The 16356-nt window shown below is 59.9% G+C and carries 16 protein-coding genes; 8 read left to right on the forward strand and 8 right to left on the reverse strand.

Features of this window, described 5'->3' with window-relative positions; all coding sequences use genetic code 11:
• Positions 1 to 24 precede the first annotated feature (24 nt).
• On the reverse strand, positions 25 to 339 hold the full coding sequence (rplU, locus tag M5G18_RS19425) for a 50S ribosomal protein L21 (protein WP_007950961.1): 315 nt from the start codon (positions 337 to 339) through the stop codon (positions 25 to 27).
• 239 nt (positions 340 to 578) lie between these two features.
• Between rplU and M5G18_RS19430 the strand changes: the two genes are divergently transcribed.
• The 3 genes from M5G18_RS19430 to M5G18_RS19440 all read left to right on the forward strand — a co-directional run bounded on the left by M5G18_RS19430 (position 579) and on the right by M5G18_RS19440 (position 2479).
• Complete coding sequence (locus M5G18_RS19430) at positions 579 to 1547, forward strand: polyprenyl synthetase family protein (protein ID WP_007950962.1); 969 nt, start codon at positions 579 to 581, stop codon at positions 1545 to 1547.
• A 125-nt stretch (positions 1548 to 1672) separates the two neighbouring features.
• Entirely contained in the window at positions 1673 to 2014 is a 342-nt protein-coding gene (locus tag M5G18_RS19435) for a zinc ribbon domain-containing protein YjdM (protein WP_007950963.1), read from the forward strand.
• Between the two features lie 207 nt (positions 2015 to 2221).
• Positions 2222 to 2479, forward strand: a complete 258-nt coding sequence (locus M5G18_RS19440; protein WP_007950964.1) for a PA4570 family protein — start codon at positions 2222 to 2224, stop codon at positions 2477 to 2479.
• Between the two features lie 49 nt (positions 2480 to 2528).
• Here the strand turns inward: M5G18_RS19440 and M5G18_RS19445 are convergent, their stop codons facing one another.
• From M5G18_RS19445 to M5G18_RS19455, 3 genes are all read right to left on the reverse strand, one after another.
• Positions 2529 to 3146: a BamJ family beta-barrel-assembly machinery protein gene (locus M5G18_RS19445; RefSeq protein ID WP_007950965.1), complete on the reverse strand. Its 618-nt coding sequence runs from the start codon at positions 3144 to 3146 to the stop codon at positions 2529 to 2531.
• A gap of 126 nt (positions 3147 to 3272) precedes the next feature.
• Entirely contained in the window at positions 3273 to 3578 is a 306-nt protein-coding gene (locus M5G18_RS19450) for a DUF6482 family protein (RefSeq protein ID WP_007950966.1), read from the reverse strand.
• Between the two features lie 135 nt (positions 3579 to 3713).
• A complete protein-coding gene (locus M5G18_RS19455) occupies positions 3714 to 4202 on the reverse strand; it encodes a TIGR00645 family protein (protein WP_273897775.1) in 489 nt (162 codons plus the stop codon).
• A gap of 162 nt (positions 4203 to 4364) precedes the next feature.
• Here M5G18_RS19455 and M5G18_RS19460 point away from each other — a divergent pair, with 162 nt between their 5' ends.
• Complete coding sequence (locus tag M5G18_RS19460) at positions 4365 to 6194, forward strand: hypothetical protein (RefSeq protein WP_273897774.1); 1830 nt, start codon at positions 4365 to 4367, stop codon at positions 6192 to 6194.
• A 21-nt stretch (positions 6195 to 6215) separates the two neighbouring features.
• Here M5G18_RS19460 and M5G18_RS19465 read toward each other — a convergent pair whose 3' ends face one another.
• Together M5G18_RS19465 and M5G18_RS19470 are read right to left on the reverse strand one after the other, a co-directional pair.
• Positions 6216 to 6545 carry a PA4575 family protein gene (locus tag M5G18_RS19465; protein WP_007950969.1) on the reverse strand — a complete coding sequence of 110 codons (330 nt, stop codon included), beginning with the start codon at positions 6543 to 6545 and terminating at the stop codon, positions 6216 to 6218.
• Between the two features lie 243 nt (positions 6546 to 6788).
• Positions 6789 to 9227 carry a Lon protease family protein gene (locus M5G18_RS19470; RefSeq protein ID WP_273897773.1) on the reverse strand — a complete coding sequence of 813 codons (2439 nt, stop codon included), beginning with the start codon at positions 9225 to 9227 and terminating at the stop codon, positions 6789 to 6791.
• Positions 9228 to 9528: 301 nt separating this feature from the next.
• Here M5G18_RS19470 and M5G18_RS19475 point away from each other — a divergent pair, with 301 nt between their 5' ends.
• The 4 genes from M5G18_RS19475 to M5G18_RS19490 all read left to right on the forward strand — a co-directional run bounded on the left by M5G18_RS19475 (position 9529) and on the right by M5G18_RS19490 (position 12969).
• Positions 9529 to 10017: a DUF3015 domain-containing protein gene (locus M5G18_RS19475; RefSeq protein ID WP_007950971.1), complete on the forward strand. Its 489-nt coding sequence runs from the start codon at positions 9529 to 9531 to the stop codon at positions 10015 to 10017.
• A 92-nt stretch (positions 10018 to 10109) separates the two neighbouring features.
• Complete coding sequence (locus M5G18_RS19480; RefSeq protein WP_273897771.1) at positions 10110 to 11963, forward strand: Lnb N-terminal periplasmic domain-containing protein; 1854 nt, start codon at positions 10110 to 10112, stop codon at positions 11961 to 11963.
• 84 nt (positions 11964 to 12047) lie between these two features.
• Positions 12048 to 12404, forward strand: a complete 357-nt coding sequence (locus M5G18_RS19485; protein WP_102686324.1) for a hypothetical protein — start codon at positions 12048 to 12050, stop codon at positions 12402 to 12404.
• Positions 12405 to 12474: 70 nt separating this feature from the next.
• Entirely contained in the window at positions 12475 to 12969 is a 495-nt protein-coding gene (locus tag M5G18_RS19490) for a GreA/GreB family elongation factor (RefSeq protein ID WP_273897770.1), read from the forward strand.
• A gap of 10 nt (positions 12970 to 12979) precedes the next feature.
• Here the strand turns inward: M5G18_RS19490 and gdhA are convergent, their stop codons facing one another.
• Positions 12980 to 14317, reverse strand: coding sequence for an NADP-specific glutamate dehydrogenase (gene gdhA / locus M5G18_RS19495; protein WP_273897769.1), 1338 nt, complete (start codon positions 14315 to 14317; stop codon positions 12980 to 12982).
• Between the two features lie 193 nt (positions 14318 to 14510).
• On the reverse strand, positions 14511 to 16175 hold the full coding sequence (gene ettA / locus M5G18_RS19500) for an energy-dependent translational throttle protein EttA (protein WP_007950976.1): 1665 nt from the start codon (positions 16173 to 16175) through the stop codon (positions 14511 to 14513).
• Positions 16176 to 16356: the final 181 nt, after the last annotated feature.

The following is a 16356-nucleotide window of genomic DNA, read 5'->3' on the forward strand; positions in this document are numbered from 1 at the left end:
TCCTAGTGAGGAATTAGGCTGAAATTAAGCCTGAATACCGGTGATTTTGATCTCGGTGTACCACTGGCGGTGGCCCATACGCTTCATGTGGTGCTTACGACGACGGAACTTGATGATGCGGACTTTATCGTGACGACCTTGGGAGATCACTTCAGCCACAACGGTAGCGCCAGCAACAACTGGAGCGCCGATATTCACGTCGTCGCCATTGGCAACCAACAGAACGCGATCAAAAGTTACGGATTCGCCAGTAGCGACTTCCAGTTTTTCGATCTTCAGGTATTCACCTGGTGCAACTTTGTACTGCTTGCCACCAGTAACGATTACTGCATAAGACATGGTATTTCTCCGATAATCCTGCTCACCCAGCTCTTTATAAGAAGAGGTATTGGCTGGCATGGCTGCAATGGGCTGGAGGCCCGTTTGCAATTGCGTAAGGCAGGTGCTGCCCAGGAAGTTCAGGGTGCGCGATTGTACGCAAGCCTTCGAAGTCATGCAAGGGGCCGTCCATCGCGCCTTGACAGGCCCGGACGTGGGTCCTAGCATGCCGCGCAACCCTTCTGGAGCACCTGTCGCTGATGCAACCCCAAGCTTTCTACCGCGCGGTGGCGGACGATTTTAGCGCCGTCGACGGCATCATCAAGAAGCAGCTGACTTCCCGAGTGCCGCTGGTATCGAAAATCGGCGATTACATCACGTCGGCCGGCGGCAAACGCCTGCGTCCTTTATTGGTGCTGCTGTGTGGCAAGGCCCTGGGTCGCGAAGGCGACGACATGCGCCTGCTGGCCGCCACCATCGAATTCCTGCACACCGCCACCCTGCTGCATGACGACGTGGTCGACATGTCCGGCATGCGCCGTGGCCGTTCGACCGCCAATGCCATGTGGGGCAACGCCCCGAGCGTACTGGTCGGCGACTTCCTGTACTCGCGCTCGTTCGAGATGATGGTCGAACTGGGCTCGATGCCGGTGATGAAGATCCTGTCCCAGGCCACGCGCATCATCGCCGAAGGCGAAGTGCTGCAGCTGTCCAAGGTTCGCGACGCCAGCACCACTGAAGAAACCTACATGGAAGTCATCCGCGGCAAGACCGCGATGCTTTTCGAAGCTTCGACCCACAGCGCCGCGGCGCTGGCCGGCGCCACCGCCGAGCAGAGCGAAGCGCTGCGTACCTTCGGCGATCACCTGGGCGTGGCGTTCCAGCTGGTCGACGACCTGCTCGACTACAAGGGCGACGCCGAAACCCTGGGCAAGAACGTCGGTGACGATCTGGCCGAAGGCAAGCCGACCCTGCCGCTGATCTACACCATGCGCGAAGGCACGCCAGAGCAAGCTGCACTGGTACGTCAGGCGATCCAGAAAGGCGGGATCGAAGACCTGGAAAGCATCCGCATCGCCGTGGAAGCCTCCGGTTCGCTGGAATACACCGCGCAACTGGCCCGTGATTACGTGGCTCGCGCGATCAAGTGCCTCGACGCGCTGCCGGCCAGCGAATACCGCGATGCACTGGTTGAGCTGAGCGAGTTCGCGGTCGCCCGCACGCACTGATCAATGCTGCATCATCAAAAAACCGCAGCCTCCATTGGAGCCTGCGGTTTTTTGTTGCCTGCCATCAGCGGCTAAAACCCTATACAATGTGCGACTTTTAGCGATCCCCTCTCCAAGGAGCCTTAGTGAGCACGTTGCCACCCTGCCCGAAATGCAATTCCGAATACACCTACGAAGACGGCACCCAACTGGTGTGCCCGGAGTGCGCCCACGAGTGGTCCGCCGGCGGTGAAGCCGAAGTGGCGTCCGATGACGCCGTGAAGAAAGATTCGGTCGGTAACGTCCTGCAGGACGGCGACACCATCACCGTGATCAAGGACCTGAAGGTCAAGGGCACTTCGCTGGTGGTCAAGGTCGGCACCAAGGTCAAGAACATCCGCCTGTGCGATGGCGATCACGACATCGACTGCAAGATCGACGGCATCGGCCCGATGAAACTCAAATCCGAGTTCGTCAGAAAAGTCTGAGTCTGCTGTCTTCCATCCCGCGCCCGCCGTGGGATGGAGCTTCGCCCTCCCCCGCATTCCCCAACAAATCCTCGCGATAGCCAAACGCCAGCCGTTTTGACCTTACGCAATCTTTACCCGCAAAAAATCACAAACCGCCAATAGGCGCTTGCTATTTGACGAATAAGAATTATTCTCATTGAAACCCTTTCAATGGAGATGAGACCCATGACTTATTTGATCGACGCCTGGCTGGATCGCCCGCACCCGTACCTCAGGATCCTGCATCGGGAAACCGGTGAAGTCTGCGCCGTACTGGAAGAAGAAGCCCTGCACGAGTTGCAGGATCAAGGGGATCTGGACGTCAGCGGCCTGAGTTCCAGCGAGCCATTGGTGCTCAAGGAGCTGGTGCGCAATCTGTTCCTGTTCTGCTATGCCCGGGCCTTGCGCCCGACCAGTGAACTGCACAACAAGATCGAAGTATGAGATCGGCGGAGAAACCCTGCACAAGCCACGCTTGTGCAGGGTAACGGGATTACAGAACGTCGAGCAGCTCGACGTCGAACACCAGAACGCTGTGCGGCGGGATGCTGCCAACGCCTTGAGCGCCGTAAGCCAGTTCGCTCGGCACGTACAGACGCCATTTGCTGCCGGCATTCATCAGTTGCAGGGCTTCGGTCCAGCCAGCGATAACGCCGCCAACCGGGAATTCAGCCGGCTGGCCACGCTCGTAGGAGCTGTCGAACACGGTGCCGTCGATCAGCGTGCCGTGGTAGTGAGTACGCACGGTGTCTTCACGGGATGGCTTGGCGCCTTCACCTTGAGTCAGCACTTCGAACTGCAGGCCGGAAGCCAGCGTGGTGATGCCTTCTTTCTTGGCGTTTTCAGCCAGGAATGCCAGGCCTTCGCCAGCGGCGGCTTCAGCTTTGGCAGCGGCTTCGGCTTGCATGATCTCGCGGATCACCTTGAAGCTGGCGGACATGGCTTCCTGGCTTACACGGCTTTCCTTACCGGCGAATGCGTCGGTCAGGCCGGCCAGGATGGCGTCCAGGCTGACACCCGGTGGCGGGTTGTCGCGCAGCTGGTCACCCAGCTGACGGCCGATGCCGTAGCTGACGCGGGTTTCGTCGGTGGACAGATTTACTTCGGACATGACACTGCTCCGCTGTGCGGACGGCCTCAGGACATGCCGTGCGTACACAGCGCGTCCCGGCGCGCCCGGAACCAAAAGGGCGAGCAGACTAGCACAGATGTTCCGGCATTGATCAGGCCCTCGGGCCTACAGCGCGGATCGCCAGGCCAGCGGCACCTTCAGGCTTTCTTCGCCACTGGCGCCAAGACCGCACATTTCATCGTGCACCGAGGTGTGCACCAGATTGAAAGGCAGCACCGGAAAGTTATGCAGCACATCCCGGGCATGCTCGACCGAACGCAGCGTCAGCATTTTCCCCTGCGGATCGCTCAGCGGATACGCCGCACCATGCATTCGGGCTTCCAGCAGATAGATCCCGCCTTCCATGGAGATCAGATTCAGTTCGTCGACCTTTCTGGCGACGGCAAACGCATTCAACTCTTGCAGGTTCATGAACGCACCTCACGCGGTGGCGAGCCTTGAGACCTACAGGGATATGCCTCGGCCGATCAAAGTACAAGCCACAAACGACACCGCCCGTCTGTTTCGCAACAGACGGGCGGTTTTGTTACAGCAATCGTCAGCTCATCAGTGCTTGGTGAGCTTGTCCAGATAACCCATGGCAAACGCCGAGACCACGAAGGTCATATGGATGATCACGTACCACATGAGGTGCTCAGGATCCTTGTTCTGCGCGTCCATGAACACTCGCAACAGGTGGATCGAGGAGATCGCCACGATCGACGCCGCCACTTTCATCTTCAGCGACGAGGAGTCCATGGTGCCCAGCCAGCTGAGCTTCTCTTTGCCTTCATCGATGTTCAGCTCGGACACGAAGTTTTCGTAGCCGGAAATCATCACCATCACCAGCAAGCCGCCGACCAGCGCCATGTCGATCAGCGACAGCAGCACCAGAATCAGCTCGGACTCGGCCATGGAGAAGACGTTGGGAATGACATGAAACACTTCCTGGAAGAATTTCAATGCCAGCGCCAGCAGCCCGAGGGACAGCCCGATGTAGATCGGCGCCAGCAGCCAGCGCGTGGCGTACATTGCATTTTCGATAAAGCGTTCCATTGACTCTCACACAAGAAGGGTTGAAATCGGCGGCGAGTATACCAGCCGCCCATGACAGCCAGAAACCGTCCGGAAATCCGCCACCTGCGTGTGTGTGTCAAAGTTTTTCTGCTAGTGTCCAAACCATTGACAGCCCAGCGACAGTGGACAGGACGACTGGAAATGGATGTGCGATTGCCGATAACGACTGCCGGATTTTGCCTCGCCCTGTTGCTTGGCGGGTGTTCCCCCGGCGATGAAAAACCCGCCGTCAGCCTCGAAGAAAAGACCGCACAGTTCGAGCAATCGCTGGACGCCATCACCGACCCGAAACTCAAGGACGCCGTAACCGAACTCGGCGGCTCGCTGCTGTTGCTCGAACGCGCGCAACAGAAGCTCGACAATAAACCACCCCGGACCGAATACGGGGAAGATGCCCTCGGCGTGCTCCGGCATTACCCGACACCCCAGGCGCTGGTCGACACCTTCATCAATGGCCTGTTCGTACTGCACAAGGATTCCAGCTCCGATTACCTCACCGACCTGCAACCCGTGTTCCCTTTCGTTCTCAACATCCCCGGCGGCTTTCTGTTCCCCCATGGCGTGGAATGGCAATCGGTGACCCTGAGCAATAAACGGGTCATCGCTTATCAGCCGGAGTGGTCGGAAACCGATCCGGGCATTCAGTTGAGTCCGTCCAGTTCCAACGTCACCAACCCCGACGACCTGACCGTCACCTACCCGTTCATCGAAGGGTTGAATGTCGACAAGAAGAACCTGCCGCGCCCGGTCAGTCTGCAAGGCCAGGTGGAAGTCATCGCGCCGAAACGCCTGCACAGTTTCAACCTGGATAAAAAGGACGTCGGCCAGACCCGCTCCGACGGCAACCTCAGCGTGACCCTGCTGAAACTGGACACCCACTACGCCGAACTCGAGTTCAGCAACCAGCTGCCGCTCGCGCCGGAAGTCGCCAACACCCGACTCAATCCGTTGATCGTCCAGGCCCGCGACTCGACGGGCCAGTATCTGGTGCGTGCCGGCGCCATCAACGAAAACCCCGAGCAGGTGGCGTTCTATCAAAAGCAGCTGGCCTACCTGCAACAGCAAAAGGGCTGGAGCGAGGCGCTGGAAAAAAAGCTGGACGATGAACAGCAGGCCTTTGAGCAACAGCACCCGCACCACTACAACAAGGTGTACTTCAACGGCCCGATCGACACGCTCGAAGTCAGCCTGCTGGATTTTTCCGAAGCGACCGTCACCCGCAAGGCGCTGGATCTGCCCGTGCGCGAATTCGATCCGCACACCACGGAAAAAACCGTGCAGCCGCTCGACCTGCCGATCACCGTCTACGACGACCAGGCGCCCGACTGGCTCAAGGGCGCGTCCCTGACGGAGGAACAGCTGAAAAGCGGCGTTCATATCCGCCAGTCGGTTGAAGAACCGAGCGCCGCGCGCATCGAGTTCGACCACCGCAAAACCTTCAATGATGAATTGCTCGGCAACGACTTCAGCCCCGGCGAAAGCCCGGTGACGTTCTTCACTGAAAAGCACAACGGCAAACTCGACGAGCCAATCGAACTGCCACCCGAGGCATACCAGGTCGATCCACTACAGGCGACGATCACCTACGACCTGAACCTGTTCCCGGAAACCCCGGCGATTGCCGTCGGCTCGATGCCGTTGTTCCTGGCCACGGTGGACAAACAGGCTTACGAAGCCAAGGCCCTGCCCAAAGGTCTGGAAATCAGGAACAACGCGCTGGTGGTGGATTTGAAGCGATACCCGGCCAACGAATGGCGATTCTTCGTCAAGGACGACAGCGGTCATTATCTGAAACAGATTCTGTCGGTCAGCCACGACGCGAGCGCGGAAGGGCCGGCGTTATTCGGCGTGCATTATTTCTACGGCCGCCCGACGCACGTGGAAACCTACCAGCGAACCGACCTCGCCACCGTGCAATACGGCTTTGAGGTCAAACTCGACAAGGCGCAGACCCAGGGCGCTGCGCCCTGATCGACGCTGATGATCGGCACTCTAGTGATCGAAAGTGCCGATGCTGCGTCCGCGTCCACCGTTGATCTGCCGCAACTGCGCCTGCAGATGCAACGACCAGATCTGTGGATCATTGGCCAGTTCATAGCCGTGCATCGTCAGGCTTTCAACGATGGTGTCGAGAATCGACTCGGCGGCGATCGGCCCGTGAAACGGGCCCTGAGCCTTGATGGCGGAAGGTTGTTCACCGGCCATGCCGGCGGCGAAGAGCAACGTCCACATGCCGTTATCGCCGGCCAACGGTTTGATGGCGCATTCGATACGGGTCACGAGACCCAGGCATTGACGGGTGAGGCAGAGGTTGCGCGACATGGCGGCGACCCTCGGTAAAGCCGGTGTTCAGCCCTTGCTGAAGAGCTGTTTCGATCCAGTGATACTGTCGATGTCCTTGACCAGAGAATAGAAGAAAAGTCCGGCGCGCAAGCCGCACAGAACCAGAAGGCGCCGAATGGTCATTGTGTGAATATTGACGCCAGAGTGATGGCACTTTTGCCGACGTTCGCGACAAAACAAAAACGGGAGCACAAGGCTCCCGTTTTTGTTTTGTCGCCTGACTTAAGCTGGTTTGGCCTCGGCCAGCGCCTCCTGCGCCAGTTCCTTCTCGGCCTCTTTCAGATCCTCTTCGCTGATCATCTCGGCAATCACCCGCAGACGTTCCACCACCCGCGCATTGACGCTGCCTTCCGGGAATTCGCCCTCTTCGTTCGGCTCACCGGCCGGCTCGCCCACCAGCAGGCTCAACGCTTCGTCGGCCTGACGCACCGCGTAAACGTGGAACTGCCCGGCACGCACCGCCGCCAGCACCTTCTCATCGAGCATCAAGGTGGCGACGTTGGCCTGCGGAATGATCGCACCCTGCTCGCCCGTCAACCCGCGTGCTTCGCAGAGACGGAAGAAGCCTTCGATCTTCTCGTTGACCCCGCCCACCGCCTGCACTTCGCCGAACTGGTTGATCGATCCGGTGATCGCGAAGCACTGCTTGAGCGGGGTTTTCGACAACGCCGAAATCAGCGTGCACGCCTCGCCCAACGACGCACTGTCGCCATCGACGTAGCCGTAGGATTGCTCCAGCGCGATGCTCGCGGAAATCGCCAGCGGGAATTCCTGTGCATAACGGCTGCCCAGATACCCGGTGAGAATCATCACACCCTTGGAGTGAATCGGCTGACCGAGGTTGACCTCGCGTTCGATGTCGACGATGCCGCTGCCGCCCGGGTACACCGTGGCGGAAATCCGCGCCGGTACACCAAACGCCGAGTCACCGACTTCGAGCACGGTCAGGCCGTTGCATTTACCGACCGCCGCGCCGTCGGTGTCGATCAGAATGATCCCCGCCAGCATGTCGTCGAGAATCCGCGCCGACACCCGACCAGTGCGAGTGGCCTTGGCCTTGAGCGCACGCTCGATGTGGCCGGCGTCGGTCATTTCATCGTTGGCCAGATGCCGGATGAAATCCGCCTCGCTGACCAATTGGAACAGATCGCCGATCCGCGCCGACAAACGCCCCTGGTGTTCAGCCAGACGCGCACTGTAAGTTGCCAGACGCGCTACCGCGTCGGCGGTCAACGGCGCCATGCCTTCTTCGGAAGTTCGGGTTTTCAGCAACTGGGCGAACTGCTCCAGGCTTTCGTCGACCATCGGGATGTCTTCGTCGAAATCCACCAGAACGCGGAACATCTCCTGGAAGTCCGGATCGAGGTCCTGCAGCGTGTAATACAACTGACGGGCGCCGATGATGATCACTTTGACCTGCAACGGAATGTGCTGCGGGTTGAGCGTCACGGTGGCGAAACGACCCATCTCGCCCAGCGGCGATTCCATTTTCAGCTTGCGCGATTGCAGGGCGCGCTTGAGCGCATCCCACACAAACGGCTCGCTGAGCATTTTTTCCGCTTCAAGAATCAGGAAACCGCCATTGGCGCGATGCAACGCACCCGGACGCAACTGGCGATAGGTGGTGTAGAGCGCGCCCTGATCGGTGGTGTACTCGATACGGCCGAACAAGTTTTCGTAGGTCGGATGCGGCTCGAACACCACCGGCGCACCGCCGCTGGCCGGATGGCCGACCACCAGGCTCGGGGCGTATTGCTCTTCCAGCAGCTTGCGCGCGACCGCATCGGTCTTGCTGTCATCGACCAGTTGCTCGACCACGGTTTTCAGCAGGTACACCTGCATCGCTTGCAGGTAACCGCAGACGGCGGCGTTTTCCGCGTACTTTTCCGACAGCGGTGCGAGCAAAGGCTGCAAGGCCAGGGTGATGGTTTCTTCGTTGAGCTGACGCAGCTGGTTGCTCGACTCGCGCTTCCATTGCGGCAGGCTGGCGAGTTCTTCGTTCAGGCGTTCTTCGAGGCCGGAAATGTCCTCGTGGAAACGCTCGCGCTCGGCCTCCGGCAACTGGGCGAATTCGGCTTCATCCAGCGCCTTGCCTTCAAGCATCGGGGTGAAGGCGATGTTGCTGCTGTCGCGGTACAGGGCGACGTCTTTTTCCAGGGCCAGACGTTCGATGACATCCAGCGCCTTGTCGTAGCGCTGGTTGAAGGCGCGGTCGATGGCGCTCTTCTTCTGCTGGTAGGACGGGTGTTCGAATACCGCAGGAAAGGTCGACAGCAGGTTGTCGATCAGGCCGTTGATGTCGCCGATGAAAGCAGCGGCGCTGCCCGATGGCAGCTCCAGGGCGCGGGGTTCGCGCGGCTCATCGAAATTGTTGACGTAGACCCAGTCCGCCGGGGTCTGCAGGCGTTTGCCTTCGGCCTTCAGGTAGCGTTTGACGAACGAGAAACGGCCGGTGCCGGGCTCGCCCATGACGAATACGTTGTAACCGGGGCGTGGCATGGCCACACCGAACTGCAAGGCTTCGACCGCACGTTCCTGGCCGAGCACACCGCGAAAGGGCTCCAGATCATTGGTGGTAGTGAAGCTGAACTGTTCAGCGGAAAACGGACGGGTCAGCGCTTCGGGCGCTAGACGCAAGCTGGCAGCAACAGGATCAGGCATCGGGCTTCCTTAACAATCAGGCGGGGCAGATAGCGGCATTCTGGCGCTGCCCGAGCCCCACTGGCAAGGCGCGCCATACGACAAAGCATAGACAACCGGCCAACCTTGACGCAGCCCCAGTGAAACCGGGGGGTATCGCCAAATCTTTCGGAAAAAATCACGGAACCCCGGGAACGTGCCTAAACTCCAAACTGCGCGGCTGGAACTAATACCGGCCCACTGGCTTCGTTTGGATCTGTTTCTACAGAGCTTGGGGGGCCAGAACCCTGTCCATTGGTATGCACACAAAGAGAACAAAGCTATGAAACGGATTCTTCTCGGTACTCTCTTCACCGCTGTATCCATCAACGCAATGGCGCAAGCTCCAGGCGGCCCGGATTGCGGTTGGGGCAACATGCTGTTCGAAGGTCAGCGTGGCACCCCGGCTCACTTCCTGGCATCCACCACCAACGGCACCTCCGGCAACGCCACATTCGGCATGACGTCCGGCACCAACGGTTGCTCCACCAACGCATCGCTGACCTACGGCGGCAAATCCTGGTTTGCCATGAATGGCATGATGAACGAGCTGTCCGAAGACATGGCAAAAGGCAACGGCGAAGCGCTGACGACCTATGCCGTGGTACTGGGCGTGGCGCCGGAAGACCGTGCGCACTTCGCCGCCGTCACTCACGAGCACTTCCAGCAGATCTTCAGCAAGGCTGACGTGACCGCCGAAGACGTGCATACCAACACCCTGGCCGTTCTGAAGGCGGACCCACGTCTGGCCAAGTACGCGACTCAGGCTTAAGCTCGACCCACCCGCTTCTTTCGGGAAGCGGGTTTTATTTTTTCGACCCGCCCTTCTTGGGTCTTTGTTTCTTTCGACTTAAGTTGCCATTTATGCTCAAACGCCTTGCCTGGCTGGCGCTGTGTGTCTGCGCCCCGCTGTCCGCCGCGCCTCACGTCGACCCTCAACGTTTGCAGCAACTGGCCAACGACCGCTTCTGGATTTCCCTCGGTCATTACGAAACCGCCAAGCTCGGTGGCTGGCGCAGCTACGTCAGCGACAAAAAATTCTTTCTTGCCCCCGACGGCAACGAACATCCCGACCATGAGTTGGCCGCCACCGTGCAAGCGCTGTACGCCCCCGCCAGTCTCGGTGAGCAACACGCCCAGTGCGTCTACCCGGCACGCACCCGCTGGTTGAAAGATCAACTCAACCTGACCGACCTGCCGACGCCGGACTGCGCCGAATTCAAGAAGTGGTTCAAGGACGTCTCGCCCCACAGTGCGGTGATGATTTTCCCGGCGGCCTACCTCAACAGCCCGTCGTCGATGTTCGGCCACACCCTGCTGCGCATCGACCAGGCTGACGTACAAAGCGACAAGACTTCGCTGCTCAGTTACGCGATCAACTTCGGCGCCTACATCGAAGGTTCGGACAACAGCATCCTGTACGCTTGGAAAGGTCTGATGGGCGGTTATCCGGGGCTGTTCGCGCTGGTGCCCTATCAGGAAAAGCTCTCGGAATACCGCAGCCTGGAAAACCGCGACCTGTGGGAGTACCGGCTCAATCTGACGCAAGCCGAAACCGCGCGAATGGTCGAGCATGTGTGGGAGTTGAAGCAGATCCAGTTCGACTATTTCTTCTTCGATGAAAACTGCTCCTATCGCCTGCTGGAACTGTTGCAGGTGGCGCGCCCGAGCCTGCGCCTGACCGAACAATTCCCGCTGACCGCGATCCCCACCGACACCGTCAAAGCGGTGAAGGAAGCCGGGCTGGTCGAGCACATCGAGTATCGCCCGTCCCGCGAGCGCGAACTGCTCAGCCGCGCCGAACCCTTGAGCGGCGAAGAACAGGACTGGGTGCTGAAAGTCAGTGCCGACCAGCAGCAATTGCAGGATCCGGCCTTCAAGGCCCTGCCCCGGGATCAGCAAGCGCTGATCATCGACGCGGCGTATCGGCTGGAACGCTACCGCGCCAACGGCCAGGAACGTGATCCGCAACGGGCCCAGCGCAGTTTCGAATTGCTGCGGGCGATCAACAAGAATCCGGCGCCGGAGCTGCAGATTCCACAACCGGGCCTGCCCGAGGACGGCCACGAATCGCGCACCTGGCAAGCCGGTCTCGGCACGCGCGGTGACCGTGCGTTCGGCGAGTACGGCTTGCGCATGGCCTATCACGACCTCAACGACAACGCCGAGAGTTTCCCCCTCGGCGCACAGATCGAAATCCTGCAGATGAAGCTACGCCAGTACGAAGGCAATCACTGGCAGTTCCAGCAACTGGACCTGGCGACCATCCGCTCGCTGACGCCGCGCAATGCGCTGTTGCAGCCTCTGTCGTGGCAGGTCACCGGTGGTCTTGAACGTGTACCGGGCAAGCATGATGACGAGACGTTGGTCAGCCACGTCAACGGTGGCGGTGGCGGAACATGGGCGCTGAGTGACGATGTGCTGGGATTCGCCCTTGGCACGGTGCGCGTTGAACACAACAATGATTTCGCCGAGTTCGTTTCCCCCGCAGGCGGTTTCAATACCGGCGTGTTGTGGAAAAACCCGCTGGGCAATCTCAGCGTGGAGGCCAAAGGCGATTACTTCTTCAATGGTGAAGTGCGCCGTAGCCTGAGCCTGAATCAGCAGTGGGAATTGTCGCGCAACCTCGGCCTGCGCCTGAGCGCCCAGCGTGAATTCAGCCATCTGGCCACACCGGAAACCGAGGTGATGCTGGAAGTGAAGTGGTATCACTACTGAGGTTTTGATCTTTCTTTCACGCCCCATCGACGAATCCGCTTCTAGACTTTCCCTATCAGCCGTTTAACGGCCCGGGAGAGTGTGATGTGGCGGTGTGCGGTTTTTGCGGGTGTGTTGCTGGTGCTGGGTGGCTGTCAGAGCACCCACGAAGATCTGATTGCCAAGGGTTATCCACCGGCGTTCGCCGACGGTTTCGATGACGGTTGCATCAGCGGTCGCCAGGCGGCCGGCTCGATCAGCGGCGAGTTTCGCAAGAACGTGCCGCGCTATCTCAAGGACAAGCAATACGCCGAGGGCTGGAGCGACGGCTTTCGGCAGTGTCAGGCGATGCTGGAAAACAAGGATCGCGAACAGTATCGCAACGAACACTGGGACGAACGCGAGCGCGCCTGGCAGCAAGAGAAGGATCAGGGTGCCGCGAGGGCTTATCGTTCGCAGTAGGTCGTTTCCAGACATCCAGCGAAACCTTTTGCCTGCGACCATGGCCCAACGGTTGTAACAGGAGCCCATCATGAGTCGCGCCTTCGTCAACGAAGACAACGCCGCTGCGCAAGCCGATCAGCCGGTCGAACGCCAGGTCAGCACGCAGCCCAATTACGTCACGCCGGAAGGCCTTGCCCAGTTGCAGGCGAAAGTCGCCGAGCTGCAAACCCTGCACGCCGAACAGTCCGCCAAGGGCGAACAGGCCGACAAGCAACGGCTGGCCGATCTCGAACGGGATTTGCGTTATTTCAATCAACGGGTCGGCAGCGCTCAGGTCGCCCCGGCCCCGACGTCGAACGACAAAGTGCAGATCGGCAGTTGGGTGACCTACGCCGACGAACACGACACCGAGCGCCGGGTGCAACTGGTCGGTGAAGATCAGGCCGATGCCGCCAACGGCCTGATCAACTGGGCCTCACCGCTGGGCCGGGCGCTGCTTGGCGCGCGACTCAACGATGAAGTGCTGTGGCAGCGCCCGGCCGGCGATCAAGTGATTGAAGTGATCCGCATCGAGCGCTCTTGAGCCCCGTTGCTTAAACCACGCCTTGCGCCAGCATCGCGTCGGCGACTTTGACGAAGCCGGCGATGTTCGCGCCTTTGACGTAGTTGATCCGGCCGTTTTCCTCACCGTAATGCACGCAGGCGTGGTGGATCGACTGCATGATCCCGTGCAACTTGCTGTCTACCTCGCCGCCCGTCCACAGCAAACGCATGGCGTTCTGCGACATCTCCAGCCCACTGACCGCCACGCCGCCGGCATTCGATGCCTTGCCCGGCGCGAACAGGATGCCGGCTTCGATAAAGATATCCACAGCCTCAAGGGTGGTCGGCATGTTGGCGCCCTCGGCCACGCAGATGCAGCCGTTGCGCAGCAAAGTTCGGGCGGATTCGGCGTCGAGTTCGTTCTGGGTGGCGCAAGGCAACGCGATATCGCACGGCAGCGACCATGGCAGTTGACCGGCACGGAACTCCAGGCCGAACGCTGCCGCCAGTTCGCTGATACGCCCACGCTTGACGTTCTTCAGCTCCAGCAGCGCCAGCCACTGTTCTTCGCTCAGACCCGCCTCGCAGTACAGCGTGCCTTCGGAGTCGGACAGGGAAATCACTTTGCCGCCCAGATCCATCACTTTGCGAGCCGCGTATTGCGCAACGTTGCCGGAACCGGAGATCGCCACGCGCTTGCCTTCGACGGTCTGCTCGCGGCGCTTGAGCATTTCCTCGGCGAAATACACACAACCGAAACCGGTGGCTTCCGGGCGGATCAGGCTGCCGCCATAGGTCATGCCCTTGCCGGTCAGCACGCTGGTGAACTGGTTGCTCAGGCGCTTGTACTGGCCGAACAGGAAACCGATCTCCCGAGCGCCGACACCGATATCACCGGCCGGCACGTCCACGTCGGCACCGATGTGCCGGTACAGCTCACTCATGAACGCCTGGCAGAAACGCATGACTTCGGCGTCGCTCTTGCCCTTCGGATCGAAGTCCGAACCACCCTTGCCACCGCCCATGGGCAGCGAGGTCAGGGAGTTCTTGAAGGTCTGCTCGAAGGCGAGGAATTTCAGCACGCCCATGTTCACCGAAGGGTGGAAGCGCAAACCGCCCTTGTACGGGCCGATGGCGCTGTTCATCTGGATGCGGAAACCGCGATTGACCTGGACCTTGCCCTGATCGTCGACCCACGACACGCGGAACACCACCGCCCGCTCCGGCTCGCAGATGCGCTCCAGAATCCCCGAGGTCAGATAGTGCGGATTGGCTTCGAGAAACGGCCACAGGCTGCGCAGGACTTCTTCGACGGCCTGGTGGAATTCGGGTTGATCCGGATCGCGCTTTTTCAGACGGGCGAGGAAGGATTCGACGGATTCGATCATGGGAAAAGTCTCGGCAAATTTGTTGTCGTTGGAGGAGATTGAGCCGGACTGTAACAAACGACATGTACACAGCAACAGACAAAAATGTCGCATTTATGAAAACAAATAGTACACACGCTATAAATCACGGCGGATTGCAGGCAAAAAAAAGCGGAGCCCGAAGGCTCCGCTTTTTCATGCAACCAACCTGTGATCAGGCCAGTTTCTTGTGGCGTACCCGGTGTGGCTGGGCCGCTGCTTCGCCGAGGCGCTTTTTGCGATCGGCTTCGTACTCGGTGTAGTTGCCCTCGAAGAACACGGCTTGCGAGTCGTCTTCGTACGCCAGGATGTGAGTCGCGACGCGGTCAAGGAACCACCGATCGTGGGAGATCACAATGGCGGCGCCCGGGAAGTCCAGCAGGGCTTCTTCCAGGGAACGCAGGGTTTCAACGTCGAGGTCGTTGGACGGTTCGTCGAGCAGCAGGACGTTGCCGCCCTCCTTCAGGGTCAGCGCCAGGTGCAGACGGCCGCGCTCACCACCGGACAGATCCTTGACGAACTTCTGCTGATCGCCGCCCTTGAAGTTGAAGCGACCGACGTAGGTACGCGACGGGATCTCGTAGTTGCCGATGCGGATCTGGTCCGAACCGTCGGAGATCTGCTGGAACACGGTCTTGCTGCCGTCCAGGTCTTCGCGGCTCTGGTCAACGCAGGCCAGTTGTACGGTTTCGCCGATCTCGATGCTGCCGGAGTCCGGGGTTTCCTTGCCCATCAGCATACGGAACAGGGTCGACTTACCGGCACCGTTACCGCCGATCACGCCGACGATGGCGCCTTTCGGCATCGAGAACGACAGGTTGTCGATCAGCACGCGATCGCCGTAGCCCTTGGTGACGTTCTTGAATTCGATGACCTTGTCGCCCAGGCGCGGACCGGCCGGGATGTAGATCTCGTTGGTTTCCGAACGCTTCTGGAATTCCTGCGACTGCATTTCTTCGAAGCGTTGCAGACGTGCCTTGGATTTCGACTGGCGGGCCTTGGCGCCTTTGCGCACCCACTCCAGTTCTTCCTTCATGGCTTTTTCGTGAGCCGATTGCTGCTTGGATTCCTGGGCCAGACGATCGGACTTGGCTTCCAGCCAACCCGAGTAGTTGCCCTCGTAAGGAATGCCCGCGCCGCGGTCGAGTTCCAGAATCCAGCCGGCGACGTTGTCCAGGAAGTAACGGTCGTGCGTGATCGCTACCACAGTGCCCGGGAAGTCGTGCAGGAAGTGTTCGAGCCACGCAACGGAGTCGGCGTCCAGGTGGTTGGTCGGTTCGTCGAGCAGCAGCATGTCCGGGGCGGACAGCAGCAGACGGCACAGGGCCACACGACGTTTTTCACCACCGGACAGGTGTTCGACCTTGGCGTCCCAGGCCGGCAGACGCAGCGCATCGGCGGCGACTTCCAGCTGGCGCTCCAGGTTGTGACCGTCGCTGGCCTGCAGGATCGCTTCGAGCTTGGCCTGTTCGGCGGCCAGCTTGTCGAAGTCGGCGTCAGGGTCGGCGTAAGCGGCGTAGACCTCGTCCAGACGCGCTTGCGCATCCTTGATCACGCTGACCGCTTCCTCGACCACTTCACGCACGGTCTTGGTCGGATCCAGTTGCGGCTCCTGCGGCAGGTAACCGATGTTCAGTTCCGGCATCGGGCGCGCTTCGCCTTCGAACTCGGTGTCGACGCCGGCCATGATTTTCAGCAGCGTGGATTTACCCGAACCGTTGAGGCCGAGTACGCCGATCTTGGCGCCGGGGAAGAAAGACAGCGAAATGTTTTTCAGGATTTCCCGCTTCGGCGGAACAACTTTGCCCAGCCGATGCATGGTGAAGACGTATTGAGCCATGGAGAACCTTGGGTCAGTGACAGATGAATGATTGGAGCGCAGGCGATGCCCGGCCAGACCGATGCGCGTCGTTCACTTGATGGTGATCAATGCGTGCGCGCTGAAAAAAGTCTGAGTCTAGGAGCTGGAACGCTCCCGCGTAACCGGCAAAGCTACCTTAATGACGGAAGGCAGTCCAGCC

Origin of the sequence: Pseudomonas aphyarum, from assembly GCF_028657055.1 — a bacterium.
Taxonomy (GTDB): Bacteria; Pseudomonadota; Gammaproteobacteria; order Pseudomonadales; family Pseudomonadaceae; genus Aquipseudomonas; species Aquipseudomonas aphyarum.

What these genes read in the sequence shown, in the direction of transcription:
- rplU (WP_007950961.1), bottom strand. Translation starts at nt 339, where the DNA reads ATGTCTTATGCAGTAATCGTTACTGGTGGCAAGCAGTACAAAGTTGCA.
- M5G18_RS19430 (WP_007950962.1), top strand. Translation starts at nt 579, where the DNA reads ATGCAACCCCAAGCTTTCTACCGCGCGGTGGCGGACGATTTTAGCGCC.
- M5G18_RS19440 (WP_007950964.1), top strand. Translation starts at nt 2,222, where the DNA reads ATGACTTATTTGATCGACGCCTGGCTGGATCGCCCGCACCCGTACCTC.
- M5G18_RS19445 (WP_007950965.1), bottom strand. Translation starts at nt 3,146, where the DNA reads ATGTCCGAAGTAAATCTGTCCACCGACGAAACCCGCGTCAGCTACGGC.
- M5G18_RS19450 (WP_007950966.1), bottom strand. Translation starts at nt 3,578, where the DNA reads ATGAACCTGCAAGAGTTGAATGCGTTTGCCGTCGCCAGAAAGGTCGAC.
- M5G18_RS19455 (WP_273897775.1), bottom strand. Translation starts at nt 4,202, where the DNA reads ATGGAACGCTTTATCGAAAATGCAATGTACGCCACGCGCTGGCTGCTG.
- M5G18_RS19460 (WP_273897774.1), top strand. Translation starts at nt 4,365, where the DNA reads ATGGATGTGCGATTGCCGATAACGACTGCCGGATTTTGCCTCGCCCTG.
- M5G18_RS19465 (WP_007950969.1), bottom strand. Translation starts at nt 6,545, where the DNA reads ATGTCGCGCAACCTCTGCCTCACCCGTCAATGCCTGGGTCTCGTGACC.
- M5G18_RS19470 (WP_273897773.1), bottom strand. Translation starts at nt 9,227, where the DNA reads ATGCCTGATCCTGTTGCTGCCAGCTTGCGTCTAGCGCCCGAAGCGCTG.
- M5G18_RS19475 (WP_007950971.1), top strand. Translation starts at nt 9,529, where the DNA reads ATGAAACGGATTCTTCTCGGTACTCTCTTCACCGCTGTATCCATCAAC.
- M5G18_RS19480 (WP_273897771.1), top strand. Translation starts at nt 10,110, where the DNA reads ATGCTCAAACGCCTTGCCTGGCTGGCGCTGTGTGTCTGCGCCCCGCTG.
- M5G18_RS19485 (WP_102686324.1), top strand. Translation starts at nt 12,048, where the DNA reads ATGTGGCGGTGTGCGGTTTTTGCGGGTGTGTTGCTGGTGCTGGGTGGC.
- M5G18_RS19490 (WP_273897770.1), top strand. Translation starts at nt 12,475, where the DNA reads ATGAGTCGCGCCTTCGTCAACGAAGACAACGCCGCTGCGCAAGCCGAT.
- gdhA (WP_273897769.1), bottom strand. Translation starts at nt 14,317, where the DNA reads ATGATCGAATCCGTCGAATCCTTCCTCGCCCGTCTGAAAAAGCGCGAT.
- ettA (WP_007950976.1), bottom strand. Translation starts at nt 16,175, where the DNA reads ATGGCTCAATACGTCTTCACCATGCATCGGCTGGGCAAAGTTGTTCCG.